This is a genomic window from Xanthobacter albus, from assembly GCF_043194895.2.
In the GTDB taxonomy this organism is placed as follows: domain Bacteria; phylum Pseudomonadota; class Alphaproteobacteria; order Rhizobiales; family Xanthobacteraceae; genus Xanthobacter.
Window position 1 is genome coordinate 519973 of record NZ_CM195532.1, and the last position, 19512, is coordinate 539484.

At 73.0% G+C, this 19512-nt stretch carries 20 protein-coding genes; 9 read left to right on the plus strand and 11 right to left on the minus strand.

Features of this window, described 5'->3' with window-relative positions:
• Nucleotides 1-9: 9 nt before the first annotated feature.
• Nucleotides 10-978 (minus strand): ABC transporter substrate-binding protein, encoded by a 969-nt coding sequence (locus tag V5F75_RS02340; protein ID WP_394037784.1) that lies wholly within the window; start codon nt 976-978, stop codon nt 10-12.
• A gap of 48 nt (nt 979-1026) precedes the next feature.
• Nucleotides 1027-1986, minus strand: a complete 960-nt coding sequence (locus tag V5F75_RS02345) for a TauD/TfdA dioxygenase family protein (RefSeq protein ID WP_394037782.1) — start codon at nt 1984-1986, stop codon at nt 1027-1029.
• Between the two features lie 250 nt (nt 1987-2236).
• Between V5F75_RS02345 and V5F75_RS02350 the strand changes: the two genes are divergently transcribed.
• Together V5F75_RS02350 and V5F75_RS02355 are read left to right on the plus strand one after the other, a co-directional pair.
• The gene (locus V5F75_RS02350; protein ID WP_394037780.1) at nt 2237-3664 is read left to right on the plus strand and encodes an MFS transporter; all 1428 of its coding nucleotides are present in this window, start codon (nt 2237-2239) and stop codon (nt 3662-3664) included.
• 34 nt (nt 3665-3698) lie between these two features.
• Nucleotides 3699-4562 (plus strand): sulfurtransferase, encoded by an 864-nt coding sequence (locus tag V5F75_RS02355; protein ID WP_394037778.1) that lies wholly within the window; start codon nt 3699-3701, stop codon nt 4560-4562.
• Here V5F75_RS02355 and V5F75_RS02360 read toward each other — a convergent pair.
• Nucleotides 4505-5047 (minus strand): transposase, encoded by a 543-nt coding sequence (locus V5F75_RS02360; protein WP_394037776.1) that lies wholly within the window; start codon nt 5045-5047, stop codon nt 4505-4507. The genes V5F75_RS02355 and V5F75_RS02360 overlap by 58 nt on opposite strands.
• Before the next feature lie 100 nt (nt 5048-5147).
• Here V5F75_RS02360 and V5F75_RS02365 point away from each other — a divergent pair, with 100 nt between their 5' ends.
• Nucleotides 5148-6023, plus strand: a complete 876-nt coding sequence (locus V5F75_RS02365; RefSeq protein WP_394037774.1) for a sulfurtransferase — start codon at nt 5148-5150, stop codon at nt 6021-6023.
• A 73-nt stretch (nt 6024-6096) separates the two neighbouring features.
• Here V5F75_RS02365 and V5F75_RS02370 read toward each other — a convergent pair whose 3' ends face one another.
• The gene (locus tag V5F75_RS02370) at nt 6097-6384 is read right to left on the minus strand and encodes a hypothetical protein (protein WP_394037772.1); all 288 of its coding nucleotides are present in this window, start codon (nt 6382-6384) and stop codon (nt 6097-6099) included.
• Nucleotides 6385-6851: 467 nt separating this feature from the next.
• Here V5F75_RS02370 and V5F75_RS02375 point away from each other — a divergent pair, with 467 nt between their 5' ends.
• The 6 genes from V5F75_RS02375 to V5F75_RS02400 all read left to right on the plus strand — a co-directional run bounded on the left by V5F75_RS02375 (nt 6852) and on the right by V5F75_RS02400 (nt 11712).
• Nucleotides 6852-7967: an FAD binding domain-containing protein gene (locus V5F75_RS02375; RefSeq protein ID WP_394037770.1), complete on the plus strand. Its 1116-nt coding sequence runs from the start codon at nt 6852-6854 to the stop codon at nt 7965-7967.
• Nucleotides 7968-7981: 14 nt separating this feature from the next.
• On the plus strand, nt 7982-8161 hold the full coding sequence (locus tag V5F75_RS02380; RefSeq protein WP_394091624.1) for a hypothetical protein: 180 nt from the start codon (nt 7982-7984) through the stop codon (nt 8159-8161).
• 14 nt (nt 8162-8175) lie between these two features.
• On the plus strand, nt 8176-8355 hold the full coding sequence (locus tag V5F75_RS02385) for a hypothetical protein (protein WP_394091623.1): 180 nt from the start codon (nt 8176-8178) through the stop codon (nt 8353-8355).
• A gap of 94 nt (nt 8356-8449) precedes the next feature.
• A complete protein-coding gene (locus V5F75_RS02390; protein ID WP_394038077.1) occupies nt 8450-10564 on the plus strand; it encodes an FUSC family protein in 2115 nt (704 codons plus the stop codon).
• A gap of 27 nt (nt 10565-10591) precedes the next feature.
• The gene (locus V5F75_RS02395; protein WP_394038079.1) at nt 10592-10798 is read left to right on the plus strand and encodes a DUF1656 domain-containing protein; all 207 of its coding nucleotides are present in this window, start codon (nt 10592-10594) and stop codon (nt 10796-10798) included.
• Nucleotides 10795-11712, plus strand: coding sequence for an efflux RND transporter periplasmic adaptor subunit (locus tag V5F75_RS02400; protein WP_394038081.1), 918 nt, complete (start codon nt 10795-10797; stop codon nt 11710-11712). The genes V5F75_RS02395 and V5F75_RS02400 overlap by 4 nt, the downstream gene beginning before the upstream one ends.
• 15 nt (nt 11713-11727) lie before the next feature.
• On the opposite strand, the gene V5F75_RS02405 is transcribed toward V5F75_RS02400, so the two are convergent.
• From V5F75_RS02405 to V5F75_RS02435, 7 genes are read right to left on the minus strand one after another with little or no spacing between them, the layout of a single operon-like run.
• On the minus strand, nt 11728-12624 hold the full coding sequence (locus V5F75_RS02405; protein WP_394038083.1) for an alpha/beta fold hydrolase: 897 nt from the start codon (nt 12622-12624) through the stop codon (nt 11728-11730).
• 21 nt (nt 12625-12645) lie between these two features.
• Nucleotides 12646-13434, minus strand: coding sequence for an alpha/beta fold hydrolase (locus tag V5F75_RS02410; protein ID WP_394038085.1), 789 nt, complete (start codon nt 13432-13434; stop codon nt 12646-12648).
• Nucleotides 13435-13456: 22 nt separating this feature from the next.
• On the minus strand, nt 13457-13996 hold the full coding sequence (locus tag V5F75_RS02415; RefSeq protein WP_394038087.1) for a cupin domain-containing protein: 540 nt from the start codon (nt 13994-13996) through the stop codon (nt 13457-13459).
• A complete protein-coding gene (locus V5F75_RS02420) occupies nt 13993-15072 on the minus strand; it encodes an MBL fold metallo-hydrolase (protein ID WP_394038089.1) in 1080 nt (359 codons plus the stop codon). Before V5F75_RS02420 ends, V5F75_RS02415 begins: the two co-directional genes overlap by 4 nt.
• Nucleotides 15069-15584, minus strand: coding sequence for a (2Fe-2S)-binding protein (locus V5F75_RS02425; protein WP_394038091.1), 516 nt, complete (start codon nt 15582-15584; stop codon nt 15069-15071). The genes V5F75_RS02420 and V5F75_RS02425 overlap by 4 nt, the downstream gene beginning before the upstream one ends.
• A complete protein-coding gene (locus V5F75_RS02430; RefSeq protein WP_394038093.1) occupies nt 15572-16408 on the minus strand; it encodes an FAD binding domain-containing protein in 837 nt (278 codons plus the stop codon). The genes V5F75_RS02425 and V5F75_RS02430 overlap by 13 nt, the downstream gene beginning before the upstream one ends.
• The gene (locus tag V5F75_RS02435; protein ID WP_394038095.1) at nt 16405-19392 is read right to left on the minus strand and encodes a xanthine dehydrogenase family protein molybdopterin-binding subunit; all 2988 of its coding nucleotides are present in this window, start codon (nt 19390-19392) and stop codon (nt 16405-16407) included. The genes V5F75_RS02430 and V5F75_RS02435 overlap by 4 nt, the downstream gene beginning before the upstream one ends.
• Nucleotides 19393-19512 lie beyond the last annotated feature (120 nt).

The window sequence follows — 19512 nt, forward strand, 5'->3', positions numbered from 1 at the left end:
CGGGTTTCTTCAGACCTGAACGTAGATCCTGCCGGCCGGCGCCTGCTTCAGCAGGCCGAGCCGCACCGCCACCTCGATCTGCTTGTCGATGCCCTTGAAGACCTCCTCGTTCCACGCGGTGGCATAGGAGGCGCGGGCGCGTTCCGGCAGCAGGGCCAGGGCCTTCGTCTCGTCGGGCTTGATGCCGATCTCGCCGGCGACGTCCACGAGCAGGCCGGGGTTGTCGCGGATGGCGGAATTGACGCGCTTGAACAGCTCCACGACCTTGGCGGCGGTGTCCTTGTTGGCGTCGAGCCAGGCCCGGTTGGCGGCGAGGCCGACCAGCAGTGGCGCGCCCTTGAGGCCGGTGCCCTTCTCCCACTCCTGCGCCACCAGGGCGAGGTCGCGCGCGCCGCGGGCGACGAGGCGCGTCGCGGTGGGCTCCAGGGTCAGGATCGCCTCCACGTCGCCGCGCTCGAACATGGCGAGGTTGGCGAGCGGAGAGCCGAACACGATCTTGAGATCGGAGAAGTCGAGGCCGGCGAGGGAGGCGGCGATCCGCGCCTGCTGGTAGGTCTCGCTGGTCTCGGCGGTGGAGGCGACGGTCTTGCCCGCGAGGTCCTTCGGCGTCCTGTAGGGGCTGTCGCCGCGCACCACCCAGCGGGTGTTGTTGTCCAGCGCCGGGCCGAACAGCACGATGTCGCCGCCCTTGTTGACGATGCCGCTCAGCCCCACCGGGCCAAACACGCCGACATCGATAGAGCCTGCGGTGAGCTGGGTCTGCATCTTGCCGGGATCGGCGACCACCCATTCGATGTCGAGCCCCAGCGCCTCGGCAAGGCCGAGCCGGGCCACCAGGGGCCGCCACACGGAACCCGCGCTGCCGGGCGACGGCAGGGTGACGCGCACCGGCGCCGGCGCGGCCAGGGCGCCCCGCACCGGCAGCAGGGCCGCGGCCGCGGCGCCCGCGAGGAGCTTGAGGCTGTCTCTTCTGTTCATCTTGGACACTCCGCCCGTCGAGGGCTCGCGAAGGGGGACGGCGGGGGCCTACTGGACGATGGCGCGATAGAGCACGCGCAGGCCGTCGCCGTAGTCGCCGACGCCGCGATGCTGCACCACGCGATTGTCCCAGATCACCGCGGCGCCTTCCTGCCAGGCCACCCGCGTCTGCACGTCCGGGGACTTCACATAGTCGAAGAGGATCTGCAGCAGGTGGTCGCTGACGGTGCGCGGCACGCCGAGAATACGCTGGGTATAAAGCTCGCTGACGAAGATCTGCTTGCGGCCGGTGTCCGGATGCACGCGGATCACCGGCGCCTCCACCGGCGGATACTTGGCGCGCTGGGCGGCGAGCGCCTGCGGGTCCTGGTAGGCGAGGCTCAGGAAGCCCTGGGTCTCCACGTCGTGGACCGCGGTGAGGCTCTCCAGATAGCGCGCGAACTGCGGATCGAGCAGGTCGTAGGCGGCGGTGGCGTTGGCGAACAGGGTGTCGCCGCCGGCCGGCGGGGCATTCTTGCCGAACAGAGCCGTGAAGCGCGGCGGATCGGGCACGAACGCCTGGTCCACGTGCCAGATCAGGTTCATCCGCGTCTTCTTGACCGAGGAATCGATGGTGTTGATGTCCGCATTCTCCCGCGCCGCCGGCGTATAGGGCGTGCCGGCGAACCGGGCGCTGCCGAACAGGCCGACGAGGCGCCCGAACTCCTCCACCCGCACCACGCCGGGCTCGAAGAACAGGAAGCCGTAGCGCACCAGCCGGTCGTGGAGGAACTGGGCCAGCGCCGGCTCCTGCGCGCCGGCGGCCGAGAGATCGAGCCCCCGCACCCGCGCGCCCACCACAGGCGAATAGGGCTCCACCACCACGTCGCGGAAGGCTTCGCGCTCGCCGCGATAATCGGCGATGGACAGGACCTTGGCCTGGACGCTGTCGAGCCGCTCGACGGGGATGTGCAGCACCCGCGCGGCCTGCGGGGCGGCTCCTTCGGAAGCTTGCGGCAGGGCACTCATGTTTCGCTCCAACGGCGTTCGAAATCTTGTTCGCGCTCCAGCGGGGGCGGGCGGGGACGCGGTGCGTCCTCGCGGCGGACGCAATGCGGGGGCTTTCGGGCTCCCGTGGCGCCGGAGCGGTGCCGGCGATGCCAGAAGGGCGCGGCCGGAACATCCCGACGCTAGCGGGCTAAAATTCTAATTTCAACATTTATTTTATAAAATTGATGGACTATATGGATATAACCTTTTCCAACCCTCGAACGCTCCCATGACCGCCCAGACCGCCGGCTACCGGCCCCTCTCCGTCCTGGTGGGGCTGGCCTATTTCATGGACCAGCTCGACTCGACCATCATCGCCCCCGCGCTGCCGCAGATCGCCGCCGCCTTCGGCGTGAGCCCGCTGAGCCTGGACCTGACGATGACCGTCTACCTGCTGGCCAACGTGGCGGTCATTCCGCTGAGCGGGCTGCTGGCGGCGCGGCTCGGCACGCGCGCCGTCTTCAAGGGCTCGCTGGTGCTGTTCGCGCTCAGCTCCGCTTTGTGCGGCCTCGCCGAGAACCTGCCGATGCTGATCGCCGCCCGCGTGCTCCAGGGCGCCAGCGCCGCGCTGATGATGCCGGTGGGGCGCATGGCCATCATCCACGCCACCAGCAAGGCCGACCTGGTGATGGCGCTGGCCTGGATGATCACCCCCGCCATGCTGGGGCCGCTGGTCGGGCCGCTGCTCGGCGGCGTCATCGCCACCTATTCCTCCTGGCGTTGGATCTTCCTCATCAACCTGCCGCTGGGCATCGCCGGCTACATCGCCGCCGGCCGGCTGATGCCGCAGGTCCGCGAGGAGACGCCGCCGGCCATCGACCTGCGCCAATGGGCGTGGCTCGCGGTGATGCTGGCGGCCGGCGCCGCCATGCTCGCCCTGGTGCGCCATCCCGGCATCGGCCTTGAGGTGTACGGGGCACTGGCGGCGGCGCTCGCGCTCGCGGGCCTCGCCTACGGGCGGCGCCTGCGCGCCGGCACCCACCCGCCGCTGCTGGACATCGCGCTGCTGAAGGTGCCGACCTTCCGCGTGTCGTTCTGGGGCGGGTGCCTGGTGCGGGTCGGCTACGGGGCGCTGCCGTTCCTGCTGCCGCTGCAGCTCCAGCTCGGCCTCGGCTTCACCGCCATCGAGAGTGGGCTGGTCCTGCTCGCCAGCGGCCTCGTGGCGTTCGTCACCAAGACCTTCACCGCCCGCATCCTCGCCCGCTTCGGCTTTCGCAGCGTGATCATCTGGAACGGCCTGCTGTGCGGGCTGGCGCTCGCCGGCTGCGCCGCCTTCGCCGCCGGCTGGAGCCTCGCCCTCATCGCGCTGGTGGCCTCCGCCGGGGGCTTCTTCCGAGCCATCCAGCTCAATGCCCTGGCGGCCATCGCCTATGCCGACCTGCCGCGCCGCGCGGTGGCGCCGGCCACCTCGCTCAACACCACCTTCCAGCAGCTCGCGGTGATGGTCGGCATCTCCTTCTCGGTCACGGTGGTGAACCTCTCGGCCTGGGCGGCGCAGCGCCCCCACCCCGAGGGCGACGACTATGCGCTCGCCTTCCTCGTGCTCGCCGCCGCCGTGCTCGCCGCGGTGCCGGTGTCGCTGGGCCTCAAGCCCGGCGCCGGGCAGGAGCTGAGCGGACATCGCCACTCCACCCGCTCGCCGGCCGGCCCGGCCTGAACGGCGGCGCATTTTCCAAGGAAAGACTCCCCCGATGACCAGCCTCCCCTCGCCCTTCCTCGTTTCCACCCCGTGGCTCGCCGCGCACCTCTCCGCACCCGGCCTGCGGCTGTTCGATGCCACCGCCGGCGCCGCCATCGCGCCGGGCGCCGGGGAGAGCGAGCCGGCGCGGGCGGTGTTCGAGACGGCGCACATTCCCGGCGCGCGCTACCTCGACCTGAAGAACGACCTTTCCGACAGCACCTCCGGCCTCGATTTCACCCGCCTCGCCCCGGACGCCGCCGCCGCCGCCTTTGCCCGGGCGGGGATCGGGCCCGACAGCGCGGTGGTGCTCTATTCCACCTCCACCTACGGCTGGGCGACCCGCGCCTGGTGGCTGCTCAACGACATCGGCTTCACCCGCGTGGCGGTGCTGGACGGCGGGCTCGCCAAATGGGTGGCCGAAGGGCGCCCCACCGCCGCCGGCCGCGCCGTGCCCTATCCGGCGGCCGACGCCCTCACGCCCCGGCCGCAGGGCCTGTTCGCGGACCTTCCCGAGGTGGCGGCGGCGGTGGAGAAGGGCGGCGCGACCCTGCTGAACGCCCTGAGCCCGCAGCATTTCAGCGGCGCCACCCCCGGCCCCCACGGCCGGCGCGGGCGCATCCCCGGCAGCCTCAGCCTGCCGGCGGGATCGCTGGTGGCCGCCGACAACAGCCTGAAGCCTTTCGATGAGATCAAGGCCACGCTCGACACCCAGGGCATCGGCGGCGAGGCGGACGTCATCGCCTATTGCGGCAGCGGCATCGCCGCCACCGTCGACGGCTTCGTCCTGCGCGCCCTCGGCCACGCGCGGGTGCGCGTCTACGACGGCTCGCTCTCGGAGTGGTCGAAGGACCCCGAGCGCCCGCTCGAAGCCTGATCCGGGGCGGGCTCCGCCGTCTCGGCGCCCGGCTCCGCGCCGACGGCGGCCGGGGCGGCGGCGCGCGGCTCGCCCTCCCCCCATTCGGACGAAAAGACGACGAAGGCGCGCTTCAGCACCTCGTTCTCGGTGCGCAATTTCTGGATCTGCCGGCGCAAAGCGTGAAGCTCGCTCTGCATCTGCTCGGGCGACATGGCGGCGCCGGCTGCGGCCGAGTGAGGCGCCTCCAGCCGCGCGGCATCCTTCTTCTTCACCCACAGGCGCAGGGATTGCTCGCCGACGCCGAACTGGCGGGCGACCTCACGGTAGATGGTCCGGTCGCGCGGGTTCCGCAGCCGCCGCCGCTCCACCTCGTCCACGGCCAGCTCCTTCACGGAGGGAGCGTAGCGGGCGGAGGCGCGCGCGCCCTCCTCGGACGCGGGATCGCCGCGGTCGTTCGCCGCGTCCGACTTCGCCGCGTCCGTCCTGGCTGGTGCGCCGCGCATTCCCGTGTTATCTTCAGTTTAAAGATAAATCTAATTTAGAATTTAGCCCGCCTCGTCCGGCAACGCAAGCCGCCGCTCCATTCCGGACCGGATCTCCAGGATGCACAAGACCCCGCCCCTCGTCTCCACGGATTGGCTGGCCGATCACCTCCACGACGACAGCCTGATCGTCCTCGACGCCAGCGTCTATCTCGAACCCGGACCCGACGGCGCGCGGGCGGAGTTCCGCAGCGGGCTGGATGCCTACGAGCATGAGGGGCACATCCCCTCCGCGCGCTTCGCCGATCTGTTCACCCAGTTCTCCGATCCGCTCGCCCCCTTCCCCTTCACCCGCCCGAGCGCCCTTCAGCTCGCCGCGGCGGCGGGACGGCTCGGCATCGGCCGCGGCTCCCACGTGGTGGTCTACGACAACCTCGCGAACCAGTGGGCCGCGCGCCTGTGGTGGGTGCTGCGCTCCTATGGGCACGCGCGGGTGAGCGTGCTGGACGGCGGCCTGCGCAAGCATCGCGCCGAGGGCCGGCCGGTGGAGCGCGGCCTCACGCCCTATGCGAAGACCAGCTACCCCCTGCCGCTCCCGCGCGACACGGTGGCGACCATGCCGGAGGTGCTCGACATCGTCCGCGGCCGGCGTGAGGGACGGCTCATCTGCTTCCTGCAGAAGGACGATTTCTCGGGCCGGGTCTCCGGCCGCGCCCGGCCGGGCCACATTCCCGGCAGCGCCAACCTGCCCTTCGCCGCGCTGGTGCGCGAGGAGGACAACACGCTGAAGCCCGCCGAGGCCTTGCTGGCCCTGTTCCGCGCGCGCACGGCGCTGGCGGGCGAGCTGGTGGTCACCTATTGCGGCGGCGGCGTCGCCTCGGCCGTGGGCGCGCTGGCGCTCGCCGTCATCGGCTACGAGCCGACGCTGGAATATGACGGCTCCCTCGCCGAATGGACCGCCGACGCGGCGCTGCCCCTGGAGCTGGGCGAGGCGTGAGGCCGCCGGCCCCGGCGGACAGGAAAAAGGGGCCGCCGGAGCAGCCCCTCTTGCACGATCGTGTTGCGGCGCCTCACTCGTCGTCGGCGTCATGGGCGGGGCCCCAGTGGGCATCGCCCGACTGGAAAGGCGCGGACGGCGCATAATAGGGGCCGGGGGTGCCGAACGCGCTCGGGCGCTCGATCTTCTGCTCTTCGCGCAGGGCGGCCGCGCGGGAGGCCGGCAGCAGCGTTTCCTGGGCGGAGACGGCGACCTGCTCGCGGTTCAGCTCGCCGATATATGGATCGGCGTAGGCGGTGCCGCTGGCGGTGGCGAGGGTGAGGGCGACGCCGGCGGCGAGAAGATAGGTCTTGATGGTCATGTCAGGCACTCCGTTCTTGATGTTCTCAATGTAGAAGCGGGTGCCTTCGCCTTCCATTATCCAAGCATCTGGCGAAGATATACTTCCCAGCGCGCGGCCAAAACCAAAGTATGAACCGCCCTTCGAGGCGCCGGGAAGGCCGCCACGCGGCAGCCGTGCCGGCAACACCCCTCCCAGGAACCGCCCGCGCGGCTGCGCCGGGCCTGGGCCCCTTCGGGAAAAGCCGTGCGCCCGAGCGTGAGACGCGCGCCCGCGATAGGAACGTCCGCGGGGCGCTGCGGCCGGCGCCGCCACGCGCGGAAACGACCGGGGCCGGACGCAGCTATTCTATGCTTTTTCGGAAGAGGCACGCGGGCCGGCCGCCTATTCATGAGCGCATTCAAGGACGCGTTCACGGTCGCAGGGCGGCCGTGCCCGGCGGCCGGCCCCTCCCCGGCGACGCCCGACAGGAATGGAGAACCACAGCCATGAGCCCGCGCATCCTCATCGTCGGCGGATCCATCGGCGGCCTGTTCGCCGCCGTGCTGCTGCACCGCGCCGGTTACGACGTCACCGTCACCGAGCGCTCGGTCCACGGGCTGGAGGGGCGGGGCGCGGGCCTCGTCGCCCAGCGCGAGGTGTTCGCCATCCTGCGCGAGGTGGGCGTGGAGCACCTCGCCCGCTTCGGCGTGGTGGCGCAGGAGCGGATCCATCTCGACCGCGCCGGAGACATCGTCCACCGCCAGCACACGCCGCAGACGCAGCTCTCCTGGGACGTCCTGTTCCGCACCTTCCGCGAGATGCTGCCAGATGCGCGCTACCACAAGGGCCAACGGGTGGTGGAGGCGATCGCCGAGGCGGACGGCGCCCGCGTGCGCCACGCCGATGGCAACGAGACGCGGGCCGACCTGCTGGTGGGCGCCGACGGCATCGGCTCGGTGGTCCGGGCAGCGGTGTCTGGCCCCGGCGCGCGGCCCGCCTATGTGGGCTACGCCACCTGGCGCGGCCTCGTTCCCGAGGCGGCGGTGCCCGAGGCGGCGGCGCGCCGGCTGTTCGAGCGCTTCGCCTTCTACGAGATGCCCGGATCGCACATCCTCGGCTATCTCGTTCCGGGTCCGGACGGCTCCATCGAGCCGGGCCGCCGCCGCTACAACTGGGTCTGGTACCGCCGCTACGATGCCGAAGCGCTCGACGCGGTGCTGACCGACGTGGAGGGCGTGCGCCGGCCCTTCTCCCTGGCGCCGGGGCGGGTGCGCGCCGAGACCGTGGCGGCCATGCGCGCGGACGCCGAGCGCCTGCTGCCGCCCGCCTTCGCCGCCGCCGTGGCCGCCGAGCCGCGCCCCTTCATCCACGCCATCTTCGACTATGCGCCGGCGCGCATGGCGGCGGGGCGGATCGCGCTGCTCGGCGATGCAGCCTTCGTGGCGCGGCCGCACACCGCCATGGGGGTCGCCAAGGCGGCGGGCGACGCCTTCGCCCTGCGCGATGCGCTGGCAGCCCACGCCGACCCCACAGCCGCGCTCGCCGCCTACGAGGCCGCGCGCGTTCCCGCCGGGCGCGCCATCGTCGCCTATGGCCAGCGGCTGGAGCAGACGCTGGGCTGAGGGCCGCGCGACCGATGGCAGCCGGCCCCCGCCTTTCTGAAACGCCCTTCGAAGACGCGGCGCAAGCATTCGCGGCGGCGCCTGAAGCAAGCCAAGGCGGCATCCCGGCGCACGCCGACCTCGATGCCGCGCGCGCCCCGGACGGGCGCGCCATCGTCGCCTATGGCCAGCGGCTGGGCCAGACGCTGGGCTGAGGGCGGCGCGCCCGGTGGCGACCGCACTCCGCCTTTCTGAAACGCCCTTCGAAGACGCGGCGCAAGCATTCGCGGCGGCGCCTGAAGCAAGCCAAGGCGGCATCCCGGCGCACGCCGACCTCGATGCCGCGCGCGCCCCGGACGGGCGCGCCATCGTCGCCTATGGCCAGCGGCTGGGCCAGACGCTGGGCTGAGGGCGGCGCGCCCGGTGGCGACCGCACTCCGCCTTTCTGAAACGCCCTTCCAAGACGCGGCGCAGGCATTCGCGGCGGCGCCTGAAGCACACCAATGTATCATCGCCGCGCTGCCAAGTATGATTTCCCCGCGCCCGCCGCCGCCTATCCTCATCCGCGGAACACCTTGAGCCCGGACGAGACAGCGATGCACGCCGCCGCCGATGCCCGCCCCCAGCACGCGCCCCCGCCCCGCGCCCCCGCCGGCGCGGGGACGATCGCGGCGGCGGCGCCCTTCCTCCCGCGCGTGCTGTTCGGCATCCGCCTCGCCGCATCGGTGTGCCTCGCCCTGTTCGTCACCTACGGGCTGGAGCTGGAAAACCCCTTCTGGGCCGCCACCACCGCCGCCACCGTGTGCCAGCCCAGCCTCGGCGCATCGCTGCAGAAGGGGCGCCACCGCGCCCTCGGCACCATCCTCGGCGGGCTGGCGATGGTGGCGCTGCTGGCGCTCTTTCCCCAGCAGCGCGCCGCGCTGATCCTGGGCCTCGCCCTGTGGTGCGGCGCCTGCGGCTTCGCGGCGGTGGCGCTGCGCGGCTTCGCTTCCTACGCGGCGGCGCTCGCGGGCATCACCTCAGCCATCATCTTCGCCGACACGCTGGCCGATCCGTCCTCGGCCTTCCTTCTCGCCGTGGTCCGCGTCGGCGAGATCGCCATCGGCATCTTCGCGGCCGGCGTGGTGGCGCTGCTCACGGATGCGGGCGCCGCCGGGCGCCAGCTCGCCGGCCTGCTGGGCCACGCGGCGGCCCGGCTCTCGCAGGGGTTCATGGAGACGCTGGCGGCGGGCGCGGACACACCCGAGATCCGCGCGGCGCGGCACGACCTGGTGCGCACGCTCGGCGCCCTCGATGCCGCCATCGACGCGGCGATCGGCGAATCCGCCTTCCTGCGCGCCCGCGCCGGCAACCTCAGGGCCGCCGCCGCGGCCCTGCTGGACGCGCTGGTGGCCTGGCGTGACATGGGCGACCACCTCGAAGGGCGCGGCGCGGACTGCGCCGGCTTGAGGCACGCGCTCGCCGCCGCGCTCGCCCGCATCGATCCCGCCGACCTCGGCCGCGACCCGGAACGCGGCGCGGAAGACTGCCGGCAGGCCATCGCGGACATCCGCGCCATCAGGTGCGAGGATGCCACGCCCCGCATGGTGGCGGATGCCGCCCTCGCGGTGGCCACCGGCATCGAGGCCATGGCCGCCGGCATCGTCCTGCTGCGCGCGGGGCGCGGGGCGCGGCGGCGCTGGCGGGCCCCCTTTGTGATCGCGGACCCGCTTCCCGCCGTGCTGAACGGGGCGCGGGCGTTCGCGGCGGTGGCCGCCACCGCCGCCTTCTGGGTGGCCACGGCATGGCCCGCCGGCCCGTTCGCCATGGTGTTCGCCGCCGCCACCACGCTGATCTTCGGCGCGTTCGGCGACGAGGCCCGCGCCCGCGCCGGGGATTATGCGGCGGGCGCCGCCGTGATGGCGGCGCTCGGCGCCGTGCTCTATTTCTGCGTGCTGCCCTCGCTCACCACCTTCCCGGCCCTGGCCGCCGTGCTGGCCGCGCTGTTCGTGCCGCTCGGCATCATGCAGGCCGGCGCGTGGCACCCGGTGGCGTTCCTGGCCATGTCCATCGCCAGCCTGCCGCTGCTGGGGGTGGGCAACCCCGCCGCCTACGACGCGGCCGGCTATCTCAACCTGGCGCTGGCGGTCATCGCCGGCACCGTCTCCGGCACCCTGTTCTTCGTCGCCATGCCGGTGATGGACCCGCAGGCCCGCGCCCGGCGGCTGCTCGCCCTGTCGCTTCGGGATTTCCGCCGGCTGGCCGGCGGCCCCCTTCCGGCCGGTCCCGCGCGCTGGACCGCGCTCATGGCCGGCCGCCTCGAAGCCCTGCCCGCGCAGGCCCCGGCGGAGGATGCCGCGGCGCTCATGGCCCTGCTGGCGCTCGGCCGGGCGATCATCGATCTCGCGCAGGGGCTGCCCGGCGGCGAGGCACGCCGCCGCCTCGCCACCGCCCTCGCCCCCCTCGCCGCCGGGCGCGTCGCCGATGCGCGCACGGCGTTCGCGGCGCTGGAGGCCACGAGCGCCGGGGCGCCGGCGAACCCGCACCTGCGGGCCCGGATCACGGTGATCCGCGAGGCCATCGACGCCCATGCCGGGCTGCTCGCGGGGCGTGAGCGCGTTTCGCCCCCATCCATCTGAGATCGTCCATCCGAGGGAGGAGAAGCCATGTTCAGGGAGATCGACATTCTCGGCGTCTATGTCGCGCCGTTCGTGGTGATGATGCTGGCGGCGTGGCTGCTCGCCATCCCGCTGCGCATGGCGGGCGACCGCTGGGGCGTTTCCCGGCGCGTCTGGCATCCCGGCCTGTTCGGCCTGTGCGTCTACGTGATCGTGCTGTCCCTGGTCGTGCTCGGCGCGGGAGGCCGCCCATGACCGCCCTGGACGCCGCCCGCCCCGTCTGGCCGCGCCGCCTGCCGGCGGTGCTCGCCACGCTCTGCGTCCTTGCCCTCGCCGGGGGGCTCGGCTGGCGCATGTGGGACGCCTACATGGCCACGCCCTGGACCCGCGACGGCACCGTGCGGGCCTATGTGGTCACCGTCACGCCCCAGGTCTCGGGGCGCATCGCGCGGCTCGCGGTGAAGGCCGACCAGAGCGTCCGCAAGGGCGACCTGCTGATGGAGATCGAGCCCGACGACTACCGCATCGCCCTCGCCGCCTCCGAGGCGCAGGTGGCGCGCGCGAAGGCCGATCTCGACGACAAGCAGGCGGAGGCCCGGCGGCGGGCGCTGCAGACCACGCTCTCCGTCTCGCAGGAGGAGCAGCAGCGCTACGCGGCGGCGGCCGCCATCGCCGAGGCCGCGTACCGGCAGGCGCTGGCCGCGCGCGACAAGGCGCAGCTCGACCTCGACCGCACGCGCATCGTCTCGCCGGTGAACGGCGACGTCACCAACCTCGTCATCCAGCCCGGCGACTATGCGACGAGCGGCCAGCGCGCGCTCGCGGTGGTGGACGCCGACAGCTTCTGGGTGGACGGCTATTTCGAGGAGACGGTGCTGAACGACATCCATGTGGGCGATGCCGCGGCGGTGCGGCTGATGGCGTATCCGCAGACGCTCGCCGGCCATGTCACCGGCATCGGGCGGGGGATCGCCATCGCCAATGCCCAGGCCGATGCCTCCGGCCTCGCCACGGTGAACCCGGTGTTCACCTGGGTTCGCCTCGCCCAGCGGGTGCCGGTGCGGGTGGCGCTGGACCATCCGCCGCCCGCCCTCACCCTCGCCGCCGGCCTCACCGCCAGCGTGTCCATCACCGGGCGCGGGGATGCCGGGCCGGGCCCGGCGCCGTGACGGGGCGGGCCGCGATCAGGCCAGCCCCAGCCCTTCGAGCCACCCCACCAGGGCCGCGCGGCAGGCCTCCGGCCGCTCGATCTGCAGCAGGTGGCCGGTGCCGGAAACCGCCTCGTAGGGGAAGCCGCCCTCGGCCGCGAGCGCGGCATTGGCCCGGCCGGTGGGGCCGGTGCCCTCCAGATCCGGGTCGGCGCCGATGATCTTCACCGGCAGCGGCGCCTGCGCCGCCTTCGGCCAGAGGTCGAGGGTGAGGGCCTGGAGATAGATGGCCGCCTCCAGCTCCCGCGGGCAGCGCAGGGTCCATTCGGCGCCGTCGGGCCGCAGGATGGCGCGGGCCATCTCGGCGCGGCTGCGCGCCGTCCAGCGGGCCTGGGCCCGGCCGGTGGCGAACTGCGCCTCCAGGGCATCCGGGCTCGCGAAACGCTCGGGCCGGTCCAGGGCGAAGGAGACGAGCCTGATCTCGAACGCCCGCATGGCCGCGTGGAGCGGGTGCGCGGGGGGCGGCACGCTCGGCGGATCGTAGAGCGCCAGCGCCGCCCACAGGCGCGGCCCCTCCACCGCCTGCTTCAGGGCGGCGCGGGCGGACATGGAGTGGAACACCCCGATGCCCGGCTTCTCGCCGAAGGCCGCCCCCGCCGCCGCGGCGACGCTTTCGAGGTCCCGCGCGAGCTGGCGATAATGATGCCCGTCGCCGCCGGCGGGCTGGCTCTGCCCGTGGTTGCGCATGTCGAACAGCACCAGCTCGAACCGCTCCGCCAGGGGCTCCCAGAAGTCGCGGTAGCCGTCGATGGCGAAGCCGTTGCCGTGGGAGAGGAACAGGCGCGGGCCATCGGGACGGCCCGCGCGGCGCAGGTGAAGGCTGGCGCCGTCGGAGAGGGTGACGGGCACGGCCTGCCCGGCGGCGTGCGGCATGGGCGCGCTCTCCATGGCCGCTCAGTGACGGGCCAGATGGTCATTGAGGGCGGCGAGGAAGGCCTCGGGCGCCTCGATGGGGGTGATGTGGCCGGCGTCCGGCAGGGTCACGTGGACCGCGCCGGGGATCTTCGCGGCCGCCTCGGCCAGCTTGTCGGGCGGGGCGCCCAGGTCCTCGGCGCCGCCGAGGATGAGGGTGGGCACCCGGATGAGGTGGAGGCGCGGGCCATAGGCCAGGGTCTTCAGCGCCTCGCAGCAGCCCGCGTGGCCCACCGGATCGGTGGTGGCGACGAGATTGCGGATCTTCTCCAGCACCGGCGGGTCGGCGGCCACCGTGCGCGGCGTGAACCAGCGCTCCACCGAGAGCTGGGCGAGGCTCGCCATGCCCAGGGTGCGCGCCTTGTCGATGCGCGACTGGAAATAGGCGGCATAGTCCGGCGGCGCGTCCGGCCGCGCGTCGCAGGCGACGAGGGAGGCGAGGCGCTCCGGCGCGCGGATGGCGAGGCCGTAGCCGATCATGCCGCCGATGGAGAGCCCCACCCAATGGGTCTTGCCGATGCCGAGGGCGTCGAGCAGGCCGAGGGCGTCGTCCTCCAGCTCCGGGAAGGTGTAGGGGCCGGGCTTGGCCGCGCTCAGGCCGTGGCCGCGCTGGTCGTAGCGCAGCACGCGGTAGCGGTCCTTGAGGGCGGCGGCCACATCGTCCCACAGCCTGAGGCTGTTGCCGAGGGCATGGGCGAAGGTGACCACGGGCGCGTCCTGCGGCCCCTCGATCTCGTAATTCAGGCGGATGCCGTTGACGGTGACGTGCATGAAAGTGCTCCCCGGCGCCGGATCAGTGGTTCTCGCCCACATATTCGAGCTCGTCGGCGATCTTGAGCTCGATGAGCACGTTCTCGTCCGTCGACTCGGGAGCGAGGCGCGAGCGGTGGGCGATGCCGCGGGGGATGAACAGCATGTCCCCCGGCTTCATGGTGACGTTGCCCAGCTCCGTCTCCCAGGCCAGCGCGCCCTTCACGCAGAAGATGATCTCGTGGGCATCGACGTTGCGGTGCCAGAACGACATGTCCTCCGTGCGCCGCTTGGAGACGTCCACCTTGGTGCGGGGAGAGGTGAACAGGCGCAGCGGCGTGCCGTCGGCGCGGGTGGCGTTGGTGGGCGCGAACTTCTCGTCGAACACGTTGATGAGGCGGAAGATGTCGCCATTCTCCAGCACCCCGGCATTGGCCACCGGCGGGGCATGGTGGGCGATCACCACGTTCTTGCCGTTGATGGTCACCTTCTCGGTATAGGTGGCCGGCTCCGCCGCGGTCTTCGCGGTGTTCTTGGCGGCGGACTTCGCGGTGCTTTTGGACGTGCTTTTCGCTGTGGTCATGGCAGGGCGTCCCGTGCGGAGGGGGTGAGGCGGTAGAGAAGCCGGTCGCCGACGGAAAGCTCCTGGGCCTCCCCGCGCCGGCGCAGATGGTTGAGGTGGGCGAGGGTCTCGCCCATGGCGAACGAGACCTGGTGTCCGTCGAGGGCGAAGGGGAACAGGTGCGCCATGGCGGCGGCGGCGGCGATGGGCCGCCCATCGGCGGGGAAGGCCGCCTTCAGGTGGGCGAGCCGCTCCTCGTGGTGGGCGCCCAGCGCGTCGAGGCGCCCGTGGAGGCCCCGGAACGGCAGCTTGTGGGAGGGCAGCACCAGCACGTCGTCCGCCACCGCGCGGCGGATATGGCCGAGGGACGCGACATAGGCGGCGATCGGGTCGGCGTCCGGCTCGCCGGGATAGACGCTGACGTTCGGGGTGATGCCCGGCAGCACTTGGTCGCCGGCGATGTAGAGGCCGAGGCGCGGCGCGTGGAGGGTGGCGAGCTCCGGCGAATGGCCGGCGCCGGTGACGACCCGCCAGTCGTCGCCGCCGAGGCGCAGAACGTCCCCGTCGGCGATGCGCCGGTAGGCGGCCGGCAGCTCGACGCTGGCGCCATAGCGCAGGAAGCCCTCGCGGTAGGTGTCGATGAGCGCCTCGTCCAGCCCGTGGCGGCGGAAGAAGGGCTGGGAGGCGGCGATGTCGTCGCTGTAGCCGTCGTGCCAGGCCGCGTGGGCGGCCAGCCATTCGAGCTGCGTCATCTCCGGCGTCAGCCCCCAGCGGCGGGCGATGAAGCCGGCGTTGCCCATGTGGTCCGGGTGGAAATGGGTGACGACCAGGCGCGCGATCCTGCCCCCGCCGAGGGCGGCGCGCCATGCCTCCTCCAGCATCTCGCGATGGGCGGGCGAGCCGAAGCCGCAGTCCACCATGGTCCAGCCCTCGGCCCCGTGGATGAGCCAGAGGTTCACCTGCTTCAGCCCCCGGAACGGCAGCGGCATGTGGAGCCGCAGCACGCCGGGCGCCACCTCCTCCAGGCTCCAGGAAGCGGGGGAGACTTTGTCGGAAGGAACGGAGGCGGAGGCGGGAGAGGGCGCAAGGTCGCTCATGGCGTGGTCTCCATGGGGGCCGCGCGCAGGGCGCGGGCGGCGTCGAGCACCGCCTCGACGATGGCGTGGTAGCCGGTGCAGCGGCACAGGTGGCCGCCCATCACGTCCTCCACCTGCGCCCGGCCGGGATCGGGATCGCGCGCCAGGAGGTCGGTGAAGGACATGAGGATGCCGGGCGTGCAGAAGCCGCACTGCAGGGCGTGATGGGCGTGGAAGGCCTGCTGCAGGGCGCCCAGCGTGCGCCCGTCCGGCGAGAGGTGTTCCACGGTGCGCACGTCGCGGCCCTCCACCTGCACCGCGAGGGTGAGGCAGGCGCGGGCCGCCACCCCGTCGATGAGCACGGTGCAGCAGCCGCACACGCCATGCTCGCAGCCCACATGGGTGCCGGTGGCGTCGAGGCGCTCGCGCAGGAAATCGGTGAGCAGCAGGCGTGGCTCGGCCGGGGCGCCCACGGCACGCCCGTTCAGGGTGAAGCGGATGACGGGCCGCTCGTCCTTCTTCACGCTGCGCATGCAAGCGCCTCCCGCACCACCGCCGGCCCCAGCCGGCGCACCAGATCACGCCGGTAATGGGCGCTGGCGTGCACATCGTCCTGCCCGCCCGCAGCGCGCGCGAGGGCGTCCGCCGCGGCTTCCAGCGCCGCGTCGCTCCCGGTCTCGGCGGGGGCGAGGCGGCGCACCAGGGGCCGGTCGGCCATCCCGCCCACCGCGAGCCGCACCGCGCCGTCGCGCCCGGCCACGGCCGCCAGCGCCACGATGGCGAAATCCCCATGCCGCCGCGCCACCTCGCGGAAGGCGGCGCCGGTCCCCGGCAGCTCGGGAAAGCGCACCGCCACGATCATCTCGTCCGCCGCGCGGGCGGTGGAGAGCAGGCCCTTCTGGAAGGCGGAGGCCGGCAGCACCCGCGTGCCGCGCACCGAGCGCAGCACCACTTCCCCCTCCAGCGCGGCCAGCGACAGCGGGATCTCCGAGGAGGGGTCCGCATGGGCCACCGAGCCGCACAGGGTGCCGCGGTTGCGGGTCTGGAAATGGCCCACCCACGGCAGGGCGCGGGCCAGCAGCGGCACCGCGTCGGCCAGCTCCGGCCAGCTCAGCGCCGCGTTCTGGGTGACGGCGGCGCCGAACTCCACGAACCCGCCGCGCCGGGTGATGCGCCGCAGCTCCGGAATGCGGGCGATGTCCACCAGCAGCGCCGGCTCCGCGAGGCGCAGGTTGAGCAGGGCCATCAGCGATTGCCCCCCCGCCAGGATGCGCGCGGCCTCGCCGTGGGCGGCCAGCAGCTCCAGCGCCTCGTCCACCGTGTCGGGGCGGGCATAATCGAACGGACGCGGCTTCATGAGGGCCTCCGGCGGCGCGCGAGACGGCGCAGGAGCCGCGCCAGCCAGCCGGCGCGCGCGGCATCGGCGGGGGCGAGCGCGCCGGCCAGCCGCTCGAAGAACTGGCCGATGACGATGCGGGCGGCGCCATCCAGCATGCGCCCGCCCACCGAGGCCACCTTGCCGCCCACCTCCACCGAGAAGTCGTAGGCGATGCGGGTGCCCTCCGCCGTGGGGGTGAGCACCAGCCGCCCGCCGCCGGCGGCGGTGCCGAGCGGGCCGGAGAGGGCGCCGCCGATGCGCCCCGAGCGGGGCGGGTCGAGATCGCTCAGCTCCACCTGCGCGGAGAAGCGCCCGCGCACCGGGCCCACCCCCAGCGCCACCTCGGCCGCATAGGCATGGGGGCCGGTGGCGGTGAGGGCGCTGCAGCCGGGAATGGCGCGGCGCAGGGTTTCGGGATCGAGCAGCGCCGCCCACACCGCCTGCGGCGGGGCGGCCACCTCCACCGCGCCGGTGCCGCGCAGACTGCGCCCGCCGAAGCCGGCGCTGGCCGGCGCATCGGCGTCCACGCCCGGGTTCGCGGCAACCGGCGCCCCCGCCTCCGCCGGCGCCATGGCGGCGTGGAGCCGGCGCGGGGTGGCCGGCAGCGGCACGTCGGCGAGGCCGAGGGCATCGGCAATGGCGTTGGAGACGCAGGCCGGCACGCTCATGCAATTGCCCTCGGCCAGCCCCTTGGCGCCGAGCGGCGTGAAGGGCGAGGGGCTTTCGATGTGCAGCAGCTCCAGCGCCGGCACCTCCCGCGCCGAGGGCACCACATAGTCGGCGAAGGTGCCGGTGAGGAAGGCGCCCTCCGCGTCGTAGACGAACTCCTCGTAGAGGGCGGTGGCCAGCCCCTGCACGAACGCACCCCGGATCTGCCCCTCCGCGATCAGCGGATTGAGCAGGCGGCCGGCGTCGTGCATGGAGACGTAGCGGTCCACCCGCGCCTCGAAGGTCACCGGGTCCACCTCCACGCCGCACATGTCGAACACGAAGCCGTAGGTGAGCGAGGTGTTGATGCGGTCGTCCGGGCTCGGGGCGGAAAGCTGCTCGGGGTTCCACACGCCGGTCTCGCGCAGGGCGGCGGGCACGCCGTCCGGCAGCAGCGCGGGCGCCCAGTGGGCGGTGCCGGCCACGCGGGCGAAATCGAGGCCGTTGGCCGGATTGGCGCGGCTGAACACGCGGCCGTCGGCGAACTCCAGCTCGGCGGCGTCCACGTTCAGCAGCCCGGCGGCGGTGCGGGCGAGGCGCCGGCGCAGCTTCATGGCCGCGAGATGCGCCGCCACCGCCGTGCCCGGCGAGAAGCGGCAGGAATAGGTGCCGGCGGCAATGGACCAGGCATCCTTCCGGGTATCCAGCTCCAGGTCCACCTTGATGCGGTCCATGGAGAGGCCGAGGGCGTCCGCCACCACCTGGGAGAGCACGGTGGCGTGCCCCTGGCCCTGCACCGTCACGTCCGCCGTCACCAGCACCGCGCCTAGCGGATCGATGCTGACGGTGGCGAGGGAGACGGCGCCGTTCTTGGGCCCGTTCCGCTCGCGCACGCTGGCGGGCAGGATGTTGGAGAGGTAGCCCATATTGGACATGCCCGGCTCCACCACCGCGGCGAAGCCGATGCCGTAGAAGCGCCCCTCCGCCCGCGCCCGCGCGCGCCGCCGCAGGAGATCCTCCAGCCGGCCCGCGCCGACGGTCTCATCCACCGCGCGCGGATAGTCGCCGGAATCGTAGAGCGCGCCGGCCGCCGTGCGATAGGGAAAGGCGCCGGCCGGAACGAGATTGCGGCGGATCACGTCCAGCGGGTCGAGCCCCAGCTCGACCGCGACGCGGTGCATCAGCCGCTCCAGGGCGAGGTAGAGCTGCGGCCCGCCGAAGCCGCGCACCAGCCCCACCGGCGCGCGGTGGGTGAGCACCACGCGGTTGCGGACGAAGAGGTTCTGGATGTCGTAGGCGCCGGTGGTGGCGCCGTGCATGCGGTAGAGCGGCCCCGGCATGGGCGCGCGCAGGAAGGCGCCGTAATCCTCGATCTGGTCGAAGCGCAGGGCCAGCACGCGCCCGTCCGCCGCCACCGCCGCCTCGATCTCGGTGAGGCGGTTGGGGCCGGAATTGGCGGCGACGAGGTGCTCGTTGCGGTCCTCCACCCACTTCACCGGCCGACCGGCGCGGCGCGCGGCGGCGGCCATCAGCACCATGTAGGGGAAGATGGCGAGCTTGATGCCGAAGCTGCCGCCGCTGTCCGGCGGGGTGCGGACCCGGAGCCGGTTTCCCGGCACCCGGAGCGCCCGCGCCATCACCGGGTGGACGGTGTAGGGGCCCTGGAAGTTGGCCTGGATGTCGAAGCTGTCGTCGGCGGGCTCGTATTGCGCCACCACCACGAAGCATTCCATGGGGGTGAAGGAGCTGCGCGGATATTCCGAGCGGATGCGCACGCGCCGGTGGCAGCCGGCGAAGGCGCCGTCCGGGTCGCCATAGGTGAAGTCGCGGGTGGAGATGACATTGGCGCCGGCGGCGGCATGCACCAGCGGCGCCCCCTCCCGCAGCGCCTCGGCGATGGTGAGCACCGCCGGCTCCGGCGCGTAGCGCACCTCCACCAGCTCGGCGGCATCCTCGGCGAGATAGCGGCTCTCGGCCAGCACCAGCGCCACCGGCTCGCCCACGAAGCGCACCTCTTCCAGGGCCAGCGGCCACTGGTCGATGGGCGCCTTCAGCACCACCATGAACGGCGAGGTGATGTCCCGCAGGTCCTCGCCCGTGAATACCGCCGCCACGCCCTCGGCGGCGCGGGCGGCGGCGGTGTCGATGGAGAGGATGCGCGCATGGGCGTGGGGCGAGCGCACCACATGGGCATGCAGCGTGCCGCGGGGGGCAGGCAGGTCGTCGGCATATCTTCCCCGACCGGTCAGGAGCGCGGTATCTTCGATTCGCGGGACCGGCTGGCCGAGCACGCCCCCGCCCAGGGGCACCGTCATGGACGGCGCTCCCGGCGGGCGGGAGAGACCCGGCGACCGTGCGGAGGAGGCTGGAGGGCAGGCGGCAAGGCGGAACTCCCGCGGCATCCTTCAAAAATTGGGGCCGCGCTGTTAAATTGA